We start from the raw sequence: 19882 nt of genomic DNA on the forward strand, positions 1-19882 counted from the left end.
AGCAGGACTGAAAGGGCTATGGAATACGGAACCATTCGTTTTCAAAAGACCCTGAAATAAATTACCTTCGGTGAGCTCGCTAAGGCTCGGTTCAGGGTGACGCCCGAGTTAAGCCATTTCCCATCTTACCTCTTCCATCCTCCCTCCTTATACCCATTTAATTTCCTGGCAGATCTCAATCAGTACACCATTGATATCTTTTGGATGCACAAAACACACCATTTTATTATCTGCTCCTTTTTTAGGCGACTCGCTAAGCAACACAAATCCTTCTTGATGCAAACGTTCCATTTCGGCAAGAATGTCATCAACCAAAAAAGCGATATGGTGAATCCCCTCTCCTTTTTTTTCGATAAATTTAGCAATTGCACTATCTGGAGCCGTGGCCTGCAGCAGCTCTACCTTATTTTCGCCGGTTTTAAAGAAAGCCGTATTTACAAATTCGGATGCAACTTGCTCTGTTTTATAGCAATCGGTGTTCAATAGTTTCTGATAAATAGCTATAGAACTGTTAAGGTCTTTTACCGCGATGCCGATGTGTTCTATCTTATTCATAGATTATAAGGTTATGTGAATGTAAAAATGCGGCTTTTCTCTATAAGGTCATAGCTATTATTTATAATTGTTAAATAAGTTTTTTCGTATCTTTGTGTTATAATTAACAGAATAGAGATGAAACAGCCGATATATTTAGATAATAATGCTACAACCCCGTTAGATCCGAGGGTGTTGGAAGCAATGCTACCTTACTTTACAGAGAAATTTGGAAATGCCGCAAGTCGTAATCACGCGTTTGGCTGGGTGGCTGAAGAGGGTGTAGATTATGCCCGTGAGCAGGTAGCCAAACTAATCGGCTGTACTGAAAAAGAAATTATTTTTACATCAGGTGCTACCGAAGCCGATAACCTGGCTATTAAAGGTGTATTTGAAATGTACAAAGAAAAAGGTAACCACATTATTACTGCGGTTACTGAACATAAAGCGGTTTTAGATACTTGCAAACACCTGGAGAAAAACGGTGCACGTGTAACTTATTTAGGCGTCAAAGAAGACGGTTTAATTGATTTAGCCGAATTAGAAGCTGCTATGACTCCTGAAACGATTTTAGTTTCGATTATGTATGGCAACAACGAAATCGGTGTAATTCAACCCGTTAAAGAAATTGCAGCAATTGCGCACAAACATGGTGCTTTATTTATGACTGATGCTACGCAGGCAGTTGGTAAAATCCCGGTTGATGTAAATGCTGATGGTATTGACTTAATGGCTTTCTCGGCACATAAAATGTATGGACCGAAAGGTGTTGGGGTACTTTACGTTCGTCGTAAAAACCCAAGGGTTAAAGTTACTGCACAAATGGATGGTGGTGGCCATGAGCGCGGAATGCGTTCGGGTACGTTAAACGTTCCGGGTATTGTAGGTTTAGGTAAAGCCTGTGAACTTTGTCGTTTAGAAATGGAAAGCGAATCAGTTCGTTTATCAGCTTTACGCGATAAGTTAGAAACTACTTTGAACAAAATGGAAGAGAGTTATGTTAATGGTAATACACAACACCGTTTACCACACGTAGCCAATATCTCTTTCAAATATGTTGAAGGTGAAGGTTTAATGATGGCGATGAGTGATTTAGCGGTATCTTCAGGATCGGCTTGTACTTCAGCATCATTAGAACCATCATATGTTTTAAAAAGCTTAGGTTTATCTGATGATTTGGCACACTCTTCGATCCGTTATGGTTTAGGAAGGTTTACTACGGAAGCAGAAATTGATCAGGCCATTGAAGTAACTCAAAAAGCGGTTAATCACTTAAGAGAACTTTCTCCGCTTTGGGAAATGTTTAAAGAAGGAATCGACTTGAGTAAAATTGAGTGGGCAGAACACTAAAAAAGGTAGAGGGCTGGAAGGCTTAAGGTAGAAGGTTAATCGCCAAACGCCTTACGCAAATCGCCAAACTGAAAATTAATTAAAAAAATTGCTCCGTAAGGAGATTAAAAAAATAAAATCATGGCATATTCAGAAAAAGTAATTGACCATTACAATAACCCACGTAACGTAGGTACTTTAAATAAAGACAGCAAATTTGTAGGAACAGGACTAGTTGGTGCGCCTGAGTGTGGCGACGTAATGCGTTTACAGATTGAAGTTGGAGAAGATAACGTCATCACTGATGCTAAATTTAAAACATTTGGTTGTGGTTCGGCTATTGCTTCTTCTTCTTTAGCTACAGAATGGTTAAAAGGAAAAACAATTGACGAGGCTTTATCTATCGATAACATGGATATTGTTGAAGAATTGGCTTTACCTCCAGTAAAAATTCACTGCTCAGTTTTAGCAGAAGATGCAATTAAATCGGCTATTAACGATTACCGCGTTAAAAATGGCTTAGAGGCAATTGTATTAGAAAAATCGCACCACTAATACCAGTAACAAGTATTAAAGAGTCAAGTATCGAGATTAAATGTCGACTTGATTGCAATCTTGATACTTGATACTATTATCTTGACACTATTATGATTACGATAACAGATAAAGCAAAAGAAAAAATCACCCACTTAATGCAGGATTCGGAAATGGGTTCTGATTACTTTTTACGTGTTTCAGTAAAAGGTGGTGGTTGCTCGGGTTTATCATACAATTTAGATTTTGATAACGAAGAACAAAAAGGCGATCAGTTTTTTGAAGACAGAGGAATCAAAATTGCTTTGGATATGAAATCATTTCTTTATTTGGCCGGAACTGAACTCGATTTCACCGATGGCTTAAATGGAAAAGGTTTCAACTTTATAAACCCAAATGCCAGCCGTAGCTGTGGCTGTGGCGAAAGTTTTTCAGTTTAATCGAGTCGATACAACTTATAAAAAAAGGTTTCATTTATGGAACCTTTTTTGCGTTTCAAGAGGTTTGTTTTTCACAGGATACATCATCTCGACCGAAACGCTTGTAGCGGAGAGATCTATCCCGATAGATTTAGCAACGCTGAGTAATTCGTAGTTCTCGACTTCGTTGCGCTCCGCTCGAAATGACGACATCGAAGTTGGTCCCATTGAAATCAATACCGCCTTAAAACTACTTAAAAGCCAATTTGTATTTTTAAACCAAAAAGCCTTATAATTGTTAATTATAATTAGCGAAACCAAATTACGAGCATGCCATTAATAAACGAGTTTTCAACTGTTCCTACCTTATTGCGGAATGTTGTTAAAAACATCCACAAACCTCAGGAAACCTTTTTAATCCATAAACAAGGTGCAGAATGGACTGAAATTTCTTATGAAGATACCTTAAAAAGAGCCGATGCTGTTTCTGCCTTCTTCCTGGAAAAAGGAATAAAAAAAGGCGACCGTTTAGGCTTAATGATTGAGAATTCTCCTGAGTACGTATATTATGATCAGGGTATTCAGCAAATTGGTGTAATTAACGTATCTATTTACCCTACACTTTCTGAACAGGAAGTAGCCTACATCATTAACGATTCGGGTATAAAAGCCATTCTGGTTGGGAACAACTTTTTATACCGTAAAGTACTAAAGGTAGCAGCCAATTGTAAACAGTTAAAATATATTATTCCGGCTTTTAAAGATTTCGAAAAAGTTGTTATTCCTAAAGATGTACAGGTAGAAGTAATTGCTTTTTCAGATATCCTGGCGCTTAAACATCAGGTTACGGCAGCAGAAAGGGCCGAAATTGATCAATGCAGAAGTTTAGTTTTACCTGAAGATGTGTCCTCTTTAATTTATACTTCGGGAACAACAGGAACGCCAAAAGGCGTAATGCTTACCCATTATAACTTTGTTAAGAATGTGGAGGTTTGTTTACAACAGATCCCCGTGATTGATCAAACAGAAACTTTTCTTTCTTTTTTACCGTTATCGCATGTATTCGAGCGAACAGCTACTTATCATGTTTGCTGTGCCCAAGGCTGTAAAATTGCCTTCGCACAAAGTTTAGAATTATTAGCCAAAAATATGGGTGAAGTCCGTCCAACGGTAATGAGCTGTGTACCGCGTTTATTGGAACGTATACACGATAAAGCCATAAAAGGAGGAACTGCAGGCGGAGGTACAAAAGCAAAAATATTTACCTGGGCCTTAGAAACAGGCAATAAATACCGTGTAGCAAAAGAGGCCGGCAAAAATCCGGGCTTTATTTTATCGGCTAAAAAAGGAATAGCAGAGAAACTGGTTTTCAGTAAAATTAAAGAGAAAACAGGTGGCCGTTTAAAGTTTATGATTTCGGGTGGTGCAGCATTACCTAAAAATGTTGGCGAGTTTTTCGGCGATTTAGGCATTAAAATATTAGAAGGATTTGGCCTGACAGAAACCTCACCGGTGATGTCGGTGACTGAATACCACAGACAGGTTTATGGCACGGTTGGCCGCGTGATTCCGGGTATTGAAGTAGGTATACAAGAAGTAGAAAGCAAAGAAATGCTCAGTATTCAAACGCACAATACCTTTAACGAAGAATTTGAATGTGCTGAAGGCGAAGTTATTGTTCGCGGTCATTGTGTGATGAAAGGTTATTTTAATAAACCTGCCGAAACCGCCGAAGCAATAGATAAAGACATGTGGTTCCATACGGGAGATATTGGTCGTTTTTATAAAGGAAATCTGCAGATTACAGATCGTTTAAAAAACATGATCGTAAATGCTTACGGCAAAAATGTTTACCCTACCCCGGTAGAAAACATTTACCTGAAAAGCCCGAAAATTGATCAGCTTTTTTTAATTGGCGATAAACGTGAATTTATTACAGCAATCATTATCCCGAACAGAGAAACTTTAGAAGAAACCTTTAAACTTAAACCATCGTTTTTCGAAGAAGCTGATCCTTTTATCCGCGATCAGGAAATTATGGATTGGATGGAACAGGATATAAAAAAAATATCAAACGAACTGGCCAAATTTGAGCGCATTAAAAACTTTAAGATCAAGCGTAATCCTTTCAATATAGATGAGGGAGAAATTACCCCTACCATGAAAGTTAAACGCCGTATTGTAGAAAAGAAATATGCCGAAGCCATTAACGAAATGTATGAGGAAGGCATAGAAGCCGAATCATAATTAAAAAAGGGTCATCATTACTAATCTGGTAATCATGACCTTTTTTTTTTTCGTTATAACGTTTTTAAAAATCAATTACAGGTCCATTCCATTTGCGTCTGTTGTTAATATTTCGCTCATATAATCAAAGAAAGGTCGCATGTTTTTAAATTCCTGATTACAATACGATAAGTAATCTTTACTTAAAACTTCCTGATCGGTGAATCGATGAACTAACAAAAACTGTTTATAACGCAGCAAATCGATATCCTGATGATCTCCGTCAAAACCCTTTGGAGCTGTTTTCAATTGTTCGCCTTTCAAAGCCTCGAAAGAAGAAATAAAAGTTTTATCATTTAATATGGCTCTCAGCGGTTCTGCATCAAAACTTATATTTTCCCTTATCAATTTCAAATCCTGAGGAGAAGGTCCGAAAAAGCCACCAGCCACAAAACTATTACCCGGTTCGATATGGAAATAGTAACCTCCCCTTCTTTGTTTGCCAGCCCGTTTAAAACTTCCACTCCAATGCGTTTTGTAAGGCGTTTTATCATTTGAAAAACGTGTATCCCGATAAATCCGGTATAAACTTTTCTTTCCTGAAGGTGTTTCAATTACATCATGGGTATTCATGAGGTCTAATAAATCCTGTGCAAAAGATTCTATGTAAACCAGTTCTTTCTGGTAGGCAGTTTTATGGTCATTAAACCATTCGCGTTCATTGTTATTTTTCAATAACCGTAAAAACTCAAAACTAGAAAGTGGAATTTGTGTTATATCGGGCATAGTTTTTTTAAAATGGCTAATTCATCTCCAAACAAATATAACATCTGTAAAACACTAAATTCATATCACTTATTCATAAAATTGTAATGGTTACCCTCATTTACCATGGATGGCTCAGTATTTAAAAAAAATAAAATTTCATAAAACATTCCTGTATCGAATATTGTTAGGCTATCAAACCTTACATCATAAGTAATATTTTTTAACGCAGCAGCTAATCGTTCATTTATAAGCCAATACTGTATTACATTATGTCTCGCCGTCCCCTATGTTTAACTGCATTTTTAATGCTTCTTGGATTACTATTTTCAAAAAAAGCACATTCCGCAGATGATTTCCCTTATGGTTGCAAGGTTTTTTACTCAGGTGCTGAAAGGGTTTTTACAGACTATTCTTCCACAGATGGAACGCAATCCAGGCATTACAGCATGTTAACCAATTATATTATTGGAGGCAACTCTTGCGAAGTCACCATATCAGCCAGCACCCCTTATCCGGGCGGATGTACTGTAGATGGGGTAACCACCGGGCAAAATGTGACCATTACAGCTGTTGTAGACTGCCCCATAGATCATAACCGCTTCATCCTTTTTATAGCCAGTGTAATTTTGGGGGTTTATATCATCAGGCAAAATGCAAGAAATTCTCTTAGGCAAGTAAGTTTATTTGCACTGTTGAATAGCTAATTCTTTACAATTTAAGATTGTTATTGATTATTAGTGTCTGATATATTTAATAGTTTTACGTATCATTTGCCTGAAAACCATGAAACACGATTTATTTTTTGAGCAGGTTTGGGATTTAACCAGAGAAATACCCAAAGGTAGGGTCACTTCATATGGTGCAATTGCAAAAGCTATTGGTGCGCCTAACCTATCGAGAATGGTGGCCAGAGCCATAGGCGCTTGTGGTGCAGCACAAACTCCGGTGCCTTATTATAGGGTAATCAGTAGCAATGGCTTGCTCAGCGGTGATCCATCATCAACAGCTAAAAGACAGGAACTTCTGGAAAATGAAGGCGTTGAAATTAAAAACCTGAAAGTTCAAAACCTTAAAAAGGTATTTTGGGACCCTTTTGTTGATATGGAATAAGTATTACGGGTAAAGTTTGATAATCCATCTTTTTATTTCATGGGGTTTAACAGCCTAAAATGCGATGTTATATCGAATAAAGCATTTAGTAATTACAATAGCTTTCTTATCTTTGCAACCATCGGTTTTATATGGATAGCTAATTGGTACTGAAAATTGAATTTTTTCCAATATTAATTCAAAATTTAATCAGCTAATTATTTCTTTTTCATTAAAGCACCAAAATTTAACAATAACAAAAAATGCAAAAGCATTACTTTTGCAAAAAATACCTGAAATGAGTATAGGATTATCAGAACAAGAAGTATTACGACGTGAGTCGCTAAAACAATTACGTGCGTTAGGCATTGAGCCTTATCCTGCAGAAGCATATGAAGTAAATGCATATGCTGCAGATATATTAGCTAATTATGAAGTAGATAAGACAGCATACAAGACGGTAGTATTAGCAGGTAGAATTATGAGCCGTAATATTATGGGTGCGGCCTCTTTTACGGAGTTACAGGATTCTACCGGCAGAATTCAGATCTACTTAAAGCGCGATGAACTTTGTCCTGGTGATGATAAAACCCTATACAACACCGTATTTAAAAAACTTTTAGATATCGGCGATTTCATCGGGGTTAAAGGATACGTATTCACTACACAAACAGGAGAAATTTCTGTGCATGTTACCGAATTTAAGGTGCTTTCTAAATCACTACGTCCTTTACCAATCGTTAAACGAGATGATGAAGGTAATGTATACGATGGATTTACCAATCCGGAATTACGTTACCGTATGCGTTATGTTGATTTAACAGTAAACCCTGATTTTAAACAGATCTTCATCAAACGCAGCAAAGTGATTAACACCATGCGCAACTATTTTGATAACCAGGGTTGGATGGAAGTGGAAACCCCTATCCTGCAGCCTATCCATGGTGGTGCTGCAGCGCGTCCTTTTGCCACACACCACAATACTTTAGATATGCCGCTTTATTTGCGTATTGCAAACGAGCTATATTTAAAAAGATTAATCGTTGCCGGTTTTGATGGTGTATATGAATTCGGTAAAATGTTCCGTAATGAAGGAATGGACCGTACGCATAACCCTGAATTTACTTCAATGGAAATTTACGTGGCCTACAAAGATTATATCTGGATGATGGCAATGGTTGAAGAATGTTTAGAAAAAGTAGCGATTGCCACAACGGGTGCAAGTGTAGTTAAAGTGGGTGCTAACGAAATTAATTTTGAAGGACCGTACGAAAAACTAACCATGTACGAGTCTATCCAAAAATATACAGGAATTGATGTTTCGGCGATGACTGAAGAAGAAATTGCCCAAACCTGTAAAGATTTAGGTATTGAAATAGATGATACAATGGGCCGTGGAAAATTAATTGATGAAATTTTCGGGGCTAAAGTTGAAGCGAATTTAATCCAGCCAACCTACATTACCGACTACCCTATCGAAATGACGCCATTGGCTAAAAAGCACCGTACTGCTGAAGGCCTGGTAGAACGTTTTGAGTTATTTGTTAACGGTAAAGAGATTGCGAATGCTTATTCAGAATTAAACGACCCTATCGATCAAAAAGAGCGTTTAGAAGATCAGTTAAAATTAGCTGCCCGCGGAGATGATGAGGCGATGGCCATGGATGATGATTTTGTTCGTGCACTGGAATATGGTATGCCGCCAACTTCAGGCTTGGGTATTGGTATTGACCGCTTGGTGATGTTAATGACCAATCAAAGTACCATCCAGGAAGTTTTATTCTTCCCGCAGATGCGCCCGGAGAAAAAGAAAATAGAAATGACACCAGAAGAAACAGAATTATATGCATTGGTTTCAGAAGGCGAGCAAGCTTTGTTAACCGAAGTAAAAGGCAAACTGGCCGATTGGAGTAACAAAAAATGGGATACAACCTTAAAAGCTTTAACCGCAAAAGGAATCCTGAAAGTTTCTAAAACGGATGATGGTTTATTCCTATCGCATAAATAGTCGAATCGGAGCCCCAAGAAGGGAATTACGGATTTGATTTTAACAAAAACATAACATAAACTTAAAAGGCTTGCTAACAATTGTTTAGCAAGCCTTTTCTATATTTACAGCAATCGATAATTAAAAATCATTGCGATATGAATACATCAAGTTTAGAAATCAACGAAAGAGAATACTGCATTAAATTAAGCAAAGATGCTTTTGATTTAACGCTGGTACGCCAATTAATAAAAAGAATCCAGGCCGAAGCTTTATTTTTCTCAAGAGTACAAGCTGAAGAAGAAGATATCTTAAGCAAAAGAGCCCAAAGAGAAGAATTGGAAGGATTTGATTATTTAGGAGATAAATAATAGATAATCGTCACCCTGAATTTATTTCAGGGTCTATAAGATGCTGACCACGAAGTAGCTACTAAACAATTGAAAATAGTATTTCTACTTGTAAAATAAATTCAGCATGACGTTAAATTTAATCTACCTCTAAAGTTCCCTCTACAGAATCATCCATTGTTTTTCCTGTAATTACCGACGCTGCCATTTTTAAGAATGCTACTGCAGTGCCGTGTTTGGTATCCCAGTAATATCCCTCCGAAGGGATAACCTTAATCAAGGTAATATCCGGATCGTCTTTCCCGCCCTGGAACCAGGTTTTAATAAACGGACTCCAAAGTTCATCAATTTTGGCCTGATCCCTGCTGATTTCCGAAATTCCATAAATATTTACAAAACCTGAGTGTGCTCCAGCCTGGAACAATAAATGTGTAAAAGGATCAGTAGAAATCTCTTCATTTTTATGACTGTCTTTCATACTCATAAACCAGATATTCCCTTCATCATCAACCTGTTGAATAGCCATTGGTCTTACCGATAAAGGTATGCCTGTTTTAATATTGGTACAGAAAAAACAGCTTTCAGCCTTTTCAGCTAAAGTTCTCAGTTTTTCGATGGCTGCTTTACCGTCCAAATCTTTAATATTATTTTCTTCCTGAGTATTATTGGTACTCCCTTCTTGTGATGTTGCCATAGGATTAAGATTTTATATTAACTACAATGGAAAGTAGAATTTGGTTTTGAGTTTTTGCGGAAAGTGGACGGCGGAGAGCGGAAAGCGAAAGGCGCTCAGCGATGAGTGTTTTAGCACAGCCACATATAATAGATTTATTGATCTGTAGTTATGGATTTTTTAATGAAAGGCAATATCTTTAATTAATGAATATCAAAAAACCGCAACCATTTAAAGCTGAAATTAAAATTATCGGCATTAATCCTTTTGTATTTGTGCCGGAAGAAGTATTAAACTATGTTTTTCATCAGGCCGGGAAAGACAAAGGTCAGCTGCCGGTTACGATGAAAATTGATGGGCATGAGTTTAAGCAAACCCTGGTAAAGTATGCCGGCGACTGGCGTTTGTACCTGAATACGCCAATGCGAAAAGCAGCAGGCAAAGATGTTGGAGATAGCGCAATCTTCGAAATAGCATTTGATACTGAAGTGCGTTCAATAACCATGCACCCGAAACTGGAAGAAGCTCTGGCGGAAAGTAAAGCAGCTAAAGCGATATTTGATGGCCTTGCACCCTATTTGCAAAAAGAAATTATACGTTACATCGCCAACCTTAAAACGGAAGAATCAGTAGAGAAAAATGTTAAAAAGGCAATCGGTTTTCTGTTGGGTGAAGAAAGATTTATCGGAAGGGACCCTTTGTAAGAGGATTCGTCATGGAGGTACGACAGCCTGCTCCGACTTTTCAGGAAAGCAATCTTATAACAATCGCTAACCCATAGTAGTAAGATTGCTTCCTCGGCTGAAAAAGCCTCATCGCAATGACGAATTTTATTGTTCAGAATGATTTATATTTTGAAAACCAAGCTTTTTATGCACAGCCTCTTCATTATAAACCTGATAGTAGCGAACACGATCCCGTTCTTCGTCGGGAGCGTAAAGCGGATAGCAGGACTGCCGCTTGCGAAGAAACACAACCCTCCCGTTTTCAAATCAAAAAAGACCACACAAAACTAAATAATACAAAAAAGCCATCTCAAATCTGAAATGGCTCTATATACGATGTAATCAGTTACTATCTGTAACGAACATGCTGTTGCTTATCCATCATGCCCATCTGATCTTTCATTTGTTTAATCTGATCGGCCAGTAATTTATTTTTATCTGCTTTTTTCGCTTCAGCAAGATACATGGTTGCTTCGCGTTTGTTACGTTTAGCCATTGCAATACCCGCTAAACTTAATTTTGCCAAAGCAATGTTATGATCCATCTGCATACCTAATGCAAGCGATTTTTTGAAATATTTCTCACTCTGCATGGGCGCTGTTCTGCTTTCAATTAACCCGATTAATAAGTTATAATAACCATGTTGAACTTTAATCAACTGCGTTTCGTAATTCGTAATACGGTCTAAAAACATTTTTGCTTTAGGCATGTTATCTTTTCTAAGGAACCATTGTGCTAAAAGCATGTTTTCATTAAAGAAATAAGTTACCAGTACAATTATCCCCAGTAAAATGGCAACAATGCCCCATGGCCAGAAACCGAAAATAAATAAAGCTACTGCGCCACCCAGTAAAGCAAACCCCGCAATTAATCTGATAATATTTGGCATAAATTTTATTCTAATTATTTTTTTTTGCAAATATCGTGTTTAAATGGCAGAAATTAGATTTTAAAACAATAATTTCATTAAAAATTTAAAAGCTCAAAAAAACCATCTCGTAATTATGAAAATCCTCTTATCCATAACCCTAATCGTACTTGCAATGAATGTTTCTGCACAAGATGTTAATAAAAAAATACACGATCAAGTCCACAACAAAGACATATTAATTAATGCTTGTACACGTGAGGGCATTACAACCTTTCCTGAGTTCAAAGAAATGTACGATCCACTTTACGCAGCATATGTACCGGATGCAGCTACCCTGATTGAACTGAAAAAACTGGTTAAAAACGAAAAAATCAAAATTGTTTTAGGCACCTGGTGTGGCGACAGTAAAGCAAACGTTCCAAACTTCTTTAAAATTTTAGACGCCTTACACTTTAAAGAGAAAAACGTAGAAATTATTGCGGTTGACGGAAATAAAAAAGCTGAAAACGGCATTATAGATGGTCTGGATATTGTTAGGGTACCAACTTTTATTGTTTTTGATAAAAAAGGAAAAGAGCTTGGGAGAATTATAGAGGGTGCGAAAACAACCCTTGAAGGTGATCTGTTAGCTATTTACAAGAAAAAATCTTAAACTTTTTGAGATAATTTTGGTTCATAGTTTAATGGTTCATGGTTGATAGCCTAGGAGTTCAGAACCTGAGGACTTAATACTTACGGGATCATCGTTTAATGGTTGATGAATAATAGCCTATCGCTTGATTGACACCCAAACCATTGACTATAAACTATTAAACCATCAACCATATTACATCACACATCTTACATCAAAAAACATGTCTGCAGCATTAGAACCAGGTTGGTTAGCCGTTTTAGAAGAAGAATTTGAAAAAGACTACATGAAAAGCCTTAAGTCTTTTTTACAGGAGGAAAAAAACAATGGTGCAATGGTTTACCCCAAGGGAGCCGATATATTTAATGCATTAAACACCACACCATTTGACAAGGTAAAGGTTGTCATTTTAGGTCAGGATCCCTATCATGGTGTTGGCCAGGCACACGGCCTATCCTTTTCAGTGCAACGCGGTGTTGCGGTTCCGCCATCACTAAAAAACATTTACAAGGAGCTGGAAACGGATATTGAAGGTTTTAAAACACCAAGCCACGGGCATTTAACACACTGGGCAGAGCAAGGCGTGTTATTGTTAAACGCTACTTTAACCGTTCGTGCTTCAGAAGCAGGCTCGCATCAAAACCGCGGCTGGGAAATTTTCACTGATGAAATTATTAAGGCTTTATCTCAAAAACGCGAACATATCGTATTTCTGTTATGGGGTAAATATGCGCAGCAAAAAGCGGTTTTAATCGATCAGAAAAAACATTATGTGCTTACCGCTGCCCATCCATCGCCTTTTTCGGCCTACAATGGTTTCTTCGGATCGAAACATTTTTCCAAAGCAAATCAGCTTTTAGTACAGAACAATTTAACACCTATCGACTGGAACTTACCGGCCTGATGAACACTTATTTTATCAGCGGTTTAGGTGCCGATAAAAGAATTTTTTCTAAGCTAAAGCTGGATGAAAAGATCAATATCATTCATGTAAATTGGATAACCCCAAATAAAGACGAATCATTAGCTTCATATGCTCAACGACTAAGTAGCGTCATAGACTTAAGCCAGCCTTTTGCCTTGGTAGGTGTTTCTTTTGGTGGGATGATTGCAGTAGAAATTGCTAAAATATTAAAGCCCGTAACAATAATAATAATATCGAGCACCATGTTAGCAGCCCAGTTGCCAACACTTTACCGTTTTGCAGGCCAGTTAGGCTTATTGAAGCTTATCCCTGCAAAACTCTTAAAATCTTCAAATAAACTTACTCAGCATTACTACTTCGGTACACGATCGGGCAATGAGAAAACTTTGCTAAGCAAAATTATAAAAGACACTGATCCTCATTTTTTGAAGTGGGCCATCGGGAGTATTTTAAGCTGGAGGAATACAATTAAACCAAATGGAATTTACCATATTCACGGCACCAACGATAAAATTTTATATGCTAAAACAGCACAACCAGATTTTATCATCGAAAACGGAACGCACTTTATGGTTTATCAAAATGCAGAGGAAATTTCAGGAATTATTAATAAATTACTATTGTAATTTTACCGACTATAGAATTACTTAAAAATCATCCCATAAGACATTATTAACTAATTAATGGATTTTATGATGATGAATAGAACTTTTCTCGACCAATTAGAATACAAGGTTACAGGCGCTTGTATAGAAGTAAATCGAGTTCTTGGCCCTGGCCTTCTTGAAAGTGTTTACCAGAAGTGCTTAATGAGAGAACTACAGTTACAAAGCATAAATTTTACTGCTGAACATCCTATTGTACTTTCTTATAAGGATGTGCTACTAGATACAGCGTTGAAGGTAGATTTGGTGATTGAAGACTGCCTGGTATTAGAACTAAAAGCCGTTGAGCGTATATTGCCCATTCATGAAGCCCAGATTTTAACTTATATGAAATTGTTAAGAATACCGAAAGGATTGTTGATCAATTTCAATTCAACCAATATAGTTCACAATGGAAAAAAGAGTTTCGTAAACGAATATATGTACGATATCGATTCTTAAATGCGAAAGTATGTACACCCAACTTAGTTGATCTCAGGTGACTAAGGTGGTAAAAATGGATGAACCACCTTAGTCACCTAAGCACACCTTAGCATTTTAGGTTGCTATAATTACCTAATGTTAATACTCCAAAGGCACAATCGGTTCTTTCTTCGTGGTCGACATGATCATCATCGTTTGGAAAGTTTTAACCACAGAAATCTTACTGATTTTATCCATAATTAAACGTTCGTACGCTTTAATGTCTTTCACATAAACCTTTAGCAGAAAATCGGCCTGACCAGTAACATGGTGGCACTCTGTGATTTCTTTAATTTGATTTACTTCATCCAAAAAGATCTGGATGGTATTATTTTTATGAAAATCGAGTTGAATCTGAATAAAGGTTTTTATACCTAAACCTAGTTTTTCTTCATCTACCAATGCATGATAACTTTTAATATATCCTGCCATTTCAAGCTTGCGCACACGTTCTAAAGTTGGTGCCGGTGATAAACCAATTTCCTGCGATAAAAGCAAGTTGGTAATTCTTCCGTTTTCTTGAAGAATTCTTAAAATTTTAAAGTCAATTTTATCTAATTCAGATGCCATATGGTGTTAAAGGTATTTGAGAATACAAACATAACCAAATTATATTCTAAATTTTAACATAATTTATCATATATATTTTAAATAAAAATTTTTAGATTTACCTAAAAATAAAATTAGATAAACATAAATGCAAAGTTACACGGAAGAGAACTATCTAAAGACTATTTATCACCTTGCGGAGAAAACCACAAACGTTCAAACCAATGCCATTGCAGAGCAAATGCAAACCAAACCAGCATCGGTTACCGACATGATTAAAAAATTAGCCGACAAAGGCTTAGTTGATTATATTAAATACCAGGGGGTGACTTTAACCGAAACCGGAAAAAATACGGCGATCGATATTGTACGTAAACATCGATTATGGGAAGTTTTTTTAGTGGACAAATTAAACTTTAAATGGGATGAGGTACATGATGTTGCAGAAGAGCTTGAGCATATTAAATCAATCGAGCTGATTGAAAGGTTAGATGAGTTTTTAGGTTTCCCGAAAGCTGATCCGCATGGCGACCCCATTCCTGATAAAAACGGAAGATTTGCCAAAACCCAGTTTATAAAATTAATCGAACTAAAAATTGGCGATCGTGGTACCATTACCGGTGTTACCCAACACAGCTCGGCATTTTTAAAACATTTAGAAAAATTAGGCCTTACCCTGGGCAAACAAATCCAGATCAGTGATGTTACCGATTTCGATGGTTCAGTAGAAATCATGTTATCCGATAAACAAGTTAATATTAGTAGAGAAGTTGCAAAACATATTTTAATCAGCAGCAATGGCAAAAACTGAATCGTTAAGTGAAGTACATCAAAGTGTAAATACGGATAAAAGAAAAGGCTGGAAGAGAATTCTGGCTTTCATTGGTCCCGCTTATTTAATTAGTGTTGGCTACATGGATCCAGGTAACTGGGCAACTGATTTAGCAGGGGGTAGTAAATTTGGCTACCAGTTAATTTGGGTTTTACTGATGTCGAACCTCATTGCCCTACTCTTACAATCGTTAAGTGCACGTTTGGGCATAGTAAGGGGACTTGATTTAGCACAGGCCTCTAAACAAGCTTATCCGCGCTGGGCCAATATCCCGTTATTTGCCTTAGCACAAACGGCCATCATCGCCTGCGATTTAGCAGAAATTATCGGGATGGCCATAGGCTTACAGCTGCTTTTTGGATTACCCTTAATCTGGGGTATTTCCATAACCATTTTCGATACAATTTTACTCCTCTTTTTACTTAATAAAGGCATGCGGGCCATGGAAGGCTTTATTGTTTCGATGGTTTTTATTGTCGGGATTTCCTTTCTGGTTGAAATGTTTATTGTAGAACCATCGCTTAAAGAAGTAGCACGAGGGTTTGAACCCTCTATACTAAATGGTGATGCACTTTATATTGCCATCGGGATTATTGGTGCAACAGTAATGCCGCATAACCTGTATCTACATTCATCTTTAGTACAAACCAGGAAGATTGAACGTAGCAACAAAGGCATTAAAGAGGCCTTAAAATTCAACCTCATTGATACAACCGTTGCATTGAACCTTGCTTTTTTTGTTAATGCTGCCATATTGATACTTGCTGCAGCTGCCTTTTATAAAAATGGCTTACATGAAGTGGCCGAAATTCAGGATGCGCATAAACTCCTTTCCAATATTTTCGGTAATGTAGCCCCAACCCTATTTGCTATAGCGCTAATCGCCGCCGGACAAAGCTCTACCGTTACCGGAACTTTAGCAGGACAGATTATTATGGAAGGCCACATTAACTTAAGAATACAACCCTGGTTACGACGTTTGATTACACGCCTCCTGGCTATTATCCCTGCATTTTTCACGATATTACATTACGGAGAAAATGCACTTGGTGGCTTGCTAGTGTTGAGTCAGGTGGTATTAAGTCTGCAATTGGGTTTTGCCATTATTCCATTAATCCACTTTACATCAGATAAAAAACTGATGAAAGATTTTGCAATTAAACCCTGGGTTAAGGTATTGGCATGGGCAAGCGCTTTAGCTATTATTGCATTGAATGTGAAACTTGTCATTGAGGAAATAGGTGGCTGGGCAAAAGAGGCCAATAACTGGTGGATTTATGTGATTGTAATACCAGCATTAATTTTAGTTGTTTTACTCTTGCTTTATGTTTTCTTCCATCCACTATTAGAAAAGAAAAAGAATGCCTCAAAACAACTTGTACCGCACGGGAATGCTTTAGATATAGGTAAAATAGATAAGATCAGCTATAAACGCATTGGAATTGCGGTAGATTTCTCTAAGAACGATAGAAATACCATCCGGCATGCTTTAATTCAAGGTGGCAAAGATGCACACTATTACCTGATCCATGTTGTAGAAACTGCTGCCGCCCGTTATCATGGTAATGATGTAATGGATCATGAAACACAGAGTGATGCAGCCAATCTGGAGAAATACAGGGTCAATCTCGAAGATCTTGGATACGATTCTACACCCTTTATTGGTTTTGGAAATACCGGTAAAGCCATAGCCGATATCAGCAACAAAAATGAAATGGAACTATTGGTAATGGGTGCACATGGACATAAAGGCTTAAAAGACCTTATTTTTGGCACCACCGTTGATTCGGTAAGGCATAAGGTAAATATCCCTGTATTAATTATCAGGTAATCGTTAACCACAGATAAAATGATTCACACCGCTATCAAATCCGTGTTTATCTGGGTAATCTGTGGTTTAAAAATAAGATTATTTACCGACTACCGTCATTAGCTTTTTGATGCCGCCATCTCCCGATTGGTACATCAGCAATTTACCTGTTGAAGAATACAGGTACATAGACGGGTATTGCTTTGGCAAAAAGGTTGGAATAAACATGCGTTTCTTATCCTGCAATACCGTTACATTAGGTTTGGCATTTAAACCTTTGGCGTACGAATTGAAAAACTGAGGGATAATGTAGCCCTCATCCATGGTAATCATGTAAATATTAACGTCTTTAAATTTGGCGTAATTGGTATTCAGGATTTTGCTTTCCCGCTGACAGTGCTCACAGGTACAATCAAACAAGATAAAGAGGTTCTTTTTTCCTTGTTTGATATCATTGTTTGAAAATGCTTTTCCATCCAGTTTGTAAAAGGTGAATTGTGGCAATAGTGTAGGTTGCTGTGCTTTTACCTGGAAAGCGATAGTTAACAATAAAATTAAAAAAAGGTTCCTGAATTTCATTTTTGATATTTAAAGTCCAAACTTAAACGAATAAATACGAACATAATAATATATCCTTAGCTTTTACAAACAGATGAACATTTTTATTGATTCCTTACTCGGAAGTTTTAGTTTAAAAATCGTCGTCATCTCGACTGAAGCGCAGTCCCGAACGTTCGGGAGAGAGATCTATAGAGACGGATTTCTCGGCTGCGTTACACTTCGCTCGAAATGACGACCTTTTACCACTTCTCCCATAAAATAAGAGCCTGGTTGACAGATGAAAGGTTTCTTATTGCATAGCCCCATCTTAAATAAACCCGATTAGCGCGGAAACCAAAAGCTTTTTCTGCTTTTGTTGCAGCAAAAGCGGGACTGAAGATGCCAAATGTCCCATACGCACATTTCTAAATATCAAAGAAGTCAAGTTTGAATAGCCAAACCGCTATAAAACTTGACTTCTTTATCTGTACAATTAAAAATTAAAAAAAATTATCACATCAATTTTTAGGATATTTGCACCGGCTGAGGGCAAAACGCATAAACAGTCGTCATCGTGAATTTGCTTCAGGATCTTTACAGTTATAAAAAGATGTTGAAAAGAGTTCAGCATGACGAGGCGGCATTTTATAGCTGCATTTGTATCCTTAGCATTATACTTTATACAATAGTATATATTACAACAACCTATACATTAGTACAATTTTGAAAAACGACATCCACATAAAGAATAAAAGAGCATATTTCGACTACAATCTTTTAGATAAATATGTAGCAGGGATTGCACTTTTAGGAACTGAAATAAAAGCAATCAGACAAGGTAAAGCCAACATGACGGACGCATTTTGCATGTTTATTGGCGGCAATCTGTATGTGCGTAACCTTCATGTTTCGGAATACTCACACAGCTCTTTCTATCATCACGATATTAAACGTGACCGTGCTTTACTACTTCAAAAGAAAGAAATTAGAAAACTAAAGCTTAAAGGTGAAGAAAAAGGTTACACCATTGTTCCATTACGTATTTTCATCAACGAAAGAGGTTTCGCTAAAATAGAAATTGCTTTGGCTCAAGGTAAAAAAGAGTTCGACAAACGCGATAGTATTAAAGACAGAGATACCAAACGGGAGCTGGATAGAGCGATGAAGCGGTAGGATAGTCTTCAGTCCGGAGTCTTTAGTCCGGAGTCAAAATCGACTAAAGACTGGAGACTTCGGACTATGGACTTAAACTACTACCACGCCTGGTCGCCAACTAAGGGCACAAACCTAAAGGTATCCAATACAATTTTTTCGTAGTCCGTTTCGCTTACGCGGATCACAGTAACCATTTTCTGGGTTTTCTCGTCTCCCACCGGGATCACCAGAATCCCTCCTATTTTTAACTGTTTCAATAAGATTTCAGGAACCAAAGGAGCGCCCGCAGTAACGATTATTTTGTCGTAAGGCGCGTGTGCAGCAATTCCTTTTGAGCCATCACCACAATAAAAAGTAGGTCGGTAGCCCATTCCGGGTAAAACCTGAATGGTTCTGTTGTAAATATTCTCTTGTCTTTCGATGGTAAAAACTGTGGCACCCAGTTCCATTAAAATACAGGTTTGATAGCCCGAACCTGTTCCGATCTCGAGTACTTTATCTCCTTTTTTAATATGCAGCAGCTCACTTTGGTAAGCAACCGTGTATGGCTGGGATATAGTTTGCCCATCACCTATTGGAAAAGCAATATCTTTATAAGACTGGTTCCAAAAAGTTTCATCGAAAAAGAAATGACGTGGAACTTTACCTATGGCTGTTAACACATTTTCATCTTCAATCCCGCGAGATTTTAACAACTCAACCAGCTTTTTTCTCGCTCCACGTTCCCGGTAATTATCAACAAATTTATACGCCATGAGCTTCAAAATTAGCGTTTCTTAAACGGTGATACAAGATAAAGAAATCCACA

24 protein-coding genes are annotated in these 19882 nt (G+C 37.4%); 17 read left to right on the forward strand and 7 right to left on the reverse strand.

Annotated elements, in window-relative coordinates:
* Positions 1-147 precede the first annotated feature (147 nt).
* Entirely contained in the window at positions 148-555 is a 408-nt protein-coding gene (gene mce / locus AC04QZ_RS05160; RefSeq protein WP_478356849.1) for a methylmalonyl-CoA epimerase, read from the reverse strand.
* 117 nt (positions 556-672) lie between these two features.
* Here mce and AC04QZ_RS05165 point away from each other — a divergent pair, with 117 nt between their 5' ends.
* The 4 genes from AC04QZ_RS05165 to AC04QZ_RS05180 all read left to right on the forward strand — a co-directional run bounded on the left by AC04QZ_RS05165 (position 673) and on the right by AC04QZ_RS05180 (position 5063).
* Entirely contained in the window at positions 673-1884 is a 1212-nt protein-coding gene (locus tag AC04QZ_RS05165) for an IscS subfamily cysteine desulfurase (protein ID WP_086546681.1), read from the forward strand.
* A gap of 120 nt (positions 1885-2004) precedes the next feature.
* Positions 2005-2418: a Fe-S cluster assembly scaffold IscU gene (gene iscU, locus AC04QZ_RS05170; protein ID WP_025142622.1), complete on the forward strand. Its 414-nt coding sequence runs from the start codon at positions 2005-2007 to the stop codon at positions 2416-2418.
* Positions 2419-2510: 92 nt separating this feature from the next.
* Positions 2511-2837, forward strand: a complete 327-nt coding sequence (locus AC04QZ_RS05175; RefSeq protein ID WP_025142623.1) for a HesB/IscA family protein — start codon at positions 2511-2513, stop codon at positions 2835-2837.
* Between the two features lie 309 nt (positions 2838-3146).
* Complete coding sequence (locus AC04QZ_RS05180) at positions 3147-5063, forward strand: AMP-dependent synthetase/ligase (RefSeq protein ID WP_478356850.1); 1917 nt, start codon at positions 3147-3149, stop codon at positions 5061-5063.
* A gap of 75 nt (positions 5064-5138) precedes the next feature.
* Here AC04QZ_RS05180 and AC04QZ_RS05185 read toward each other — a convergent pair whose 3' ends face one another.
* Complete coding sequence (locus AC04QZ_RS05185; protein WP_478356851.1) at positions 5139-5828, reverse strand: DUF2461 domain-containing protein; 690 nt, start codon at positions 5826-5828, stop codon at positions 5139-5141.
* A 287-nt stretch (positions 5829-6115) separates the two neighbouring features.
* Here AC04QZ_RS05185 and AC04QZ_RS05190 point away from each other — a divergent pair, with 287 nt between their 5' ends.
* From AC04QZ_RS05190 to AC04QZ_RS05205, 4 genes are all read left to right on the forward strand, one after another.
* Entirely contained in the window at positions 6116-6514 is a 399-nt protein-coding gene (locus tag AC04QZ_RS05190) for a hypothetical protein (RefSeq protein WP_478356852.1), read from the forward strand.
* A 79-nt stretch (positions 6515-6593) separates the two neighbouring features.
* On the forward strand, positions 6594-6920 hold the full coding sequence (locus AC04QZ_RS05195) for an MGMT family protein (protein WP_478356853.1): 327 nt from the start codon (positions 6594-6596) through the stop codon (positions 6918-6920).
* A 277-nt stretch (positions 6921-7197) separates the two neighbouring features.
* Positions 7198-8907, forward strand: a complete 1710-nt coding sequence (gene lysS / locus AC04QZ_RS05200; protein ID WP_478356854.1) for a lysine--tRNA ligase — start codon at positions 7198-7200, stop codon at positions 8905-8907.
* Between the two features lie 137 nt (positions 8908-9044).
* Positions 9045-9257 carry a hypothetical protein gene (locus tag AC04QZ_RS05205; protein ID WP_057934006.1) on the forward strand — a complete coding sequence of 71 codons (213 nt, stop codon included), beginning with the start codon at positions 9045-9047 and terminating at the stop codon, positions 9255-9257.
* A gap of 118 nt (positions 9258-9375) precedes the next feature.
* On the opposite strand, the gene AC04QZ_RS05210 is transcribed toward AC04QZ_RS05205, so the two are convergent.
* Positions 9376-9930, reverse strand: a complete 555-nt coding sequence (locus AC04QZ_RS05210) for a pyridoxamine 5'-phosphate oxidase family protein (RefSeq protein WP_086546687.1) — start codon at positions 9928-9930, stop codon at positions 9376-9378.
* A gap of 185 nt (positions 9931-10115) precedes the next feature.
* Between AC04QZ_RS05210 and AC04QZ_RS05215 the strand changes: the two genes are divergently transcribed.
* Both AC04QZ_RS05215 and AC04QZ_RS05220 read left to right on the forward strand, forming a co-directional pair.
* Positions 10116-10613, forward strand: a complete 498-nt coding sequence (locus AC04QZ_RS05215; protein WP_478356855.1) for a YdeI/OmpD-associated family protein — start codon at positions 10116-10118, stop codon at positions 10611-10613.
* Between the two features lie 116 nt (positions 10614-10729).
* Positions 10730-10954, forward strand: a complete 225-nt coding sequence (locus AC04QZ_RS05220; protein ID WP_478356856.1) for a hypothetical protein — start codon at positions 10730-10732, stop codon at positions 10952-10954.
* A gap of 29 nt (positions 10955-10983) precedes the next feature.
* On the opposite strand, the gene AC04QZ_RS05225 is transcribed toward AC04QZ_RS05220, so the two are convergent.
* A complete protein-coding gene (locus tag AC04QZ_RS05225) occupies positions 10984-11523 on the reverse strand; it encodes a DUF2892 domain-containing protein (protein WP_478356857.1) in 540 nt (179 codons plus the stop codon).
* Positions 11524-11638: 115 nt separating this feature from the next.
* Between AC04QZ_RS05225 and AC04QZ_RS05230 the strand changes: the two genes are divergently transcribed.
* From AC04QZ_RS05230 to AC04QZ_RS05245, 4 genes are all read left to right on the forward strand, one after another.
* Positions 11639-12157 carry a thioredoxin family protein gene (locus tag AC04QZ_RS05230; RefSeq protein WP_478356858.1) on the forward strand — a complete coding sequence of 173 codons (519 nt, stop codon included), beginning with the start codon at positions 11639-11641 and terminating at the stop codon, positions 12155-12157.
* Between the two features lie 202 nt (positions 12158-12359).
* A complete protein-coding gene (gene ung, locus AC04QZ_RS05235) occupies positions 12360-13040 on the forward strand; it encodes a uracil-DNA glycosylase (RefSeq protein ID WP_478356859.1) in 681 nt (226 codons plus the stop codon).
* Positions 13040-13687 (forward strand): alpha/beta hydrolase, encoded by a 648-nt coding sequence (locus tag AC04QZ_RS05240; RefSeq protein WP_478356860.1) that lies wholly within the window; start codon positions 13040-13042, stop codon positions 13685-13687. Before ung ends, AC04QZ_RS05240 begins: the two co-directional genes overlap by 1 nt.
* A 72-nt stretch (positions 13688-13759) precedes the next feature.
* Positions 13760-14167, forward strand: a complete 408-nt coding sequence (locus AC04QZ_RS05245; protein ID WP_478357417.1) for a GxxExxY protein — start codon at positions 13760-13762, stop codon at positions 14165-14167.
* A gap of 120 nt (positions 14168-14287) precedes the next feature.
* On the opposite strand, the gene AC04QZ_RS05250 is transcribed toward AC04QZ_RS05245, so the two are convergent.
* Entirely contained in the window at positions 14288-14758 is a 471-nt protein-coding gene (locus AC04QZ_RS05250) for an Lrp/AsnC family transcriptional regulator (protein WP_025142637.1), read from the reverse strand.
* A gap of 127 nt (positions 14759-14885) precedes the next feature.
* On the opposite strand from AC04QZ_RS05250, the gene AC04QZ_RS05255 reads away from it, so the two are divergent.
* Positions 14886-15548, forward strand: coding sequence for a metal-dependent transcriptional regulator (locus AC04QZ_RS05255; protein ID WP_086546693.1), 663 nt, complete (start codon positions 14886-14888; stop codon positions 15546-15548).
* Entirely contained in the window at positions 15535-17400 is a 1866-nt protein-coding gene (locus AC04QZ_RS05260; RefSeq protein WP_086546694.1) for an Nramp family divalent metal transporter, read from the forward strand. Before AC04QZ_RS05255 ends, AC04QZ_RS05260 begins: the two co-directional genes overlap by 14 nt.
* Positions 17401-17478: 78 nt before the next feature.
* Here AC04QZ_RS05260 and AC04QZ_RS05265 read toward each other — a convergent pair whose 3' ends face one another.
* Entirely contained in the window at positions 17479-17958 is a 480-nt protein-coding gene (locus AC04QZ_RS05265; RefSeq protein WP_478356861.1) for a TlpA family protein disulfide reductase, read from the reverse strand.
* 684 nt (positions 17959-18642) lie between these two features.
* Here AC04QZ_RS05265 and smpB point away from each other — a divergent pair.
* Positions 18643-19092, forward strand: a complete 450-nt coding sequence (smpB, locus tag AC04QZ_RS05270) for an SsrA-binding protein (RefSeq protein ID WP_057934016.1) — start codon at positions 18643-18645, stop codon at positions 19090-19092.
* An 80-nt stretch (positions 19093-19172) separates the two neighbouring features.
* Here the strand turns inward: smpB and AC04QZ_RS05275 are convergent, their stop codons facing one another.
* Positions 19173-19829, reverse strand: a complete 657-nt coding sequence (locus tag AC04QZ_RS05275; RefSeq protein ID WP_108201101.1) for a protein-L-isoaspartate(D-aspartate) O-methyltransferase — start codon at positions 19827-19829, stop codon at positions 19173-19175.
* Between the last annotated feature and the right edge of the window lie 53 nt (positions 19830-19882).

It is taken from the genome of Pedobacter folensis (assembly GCF_056490665.1).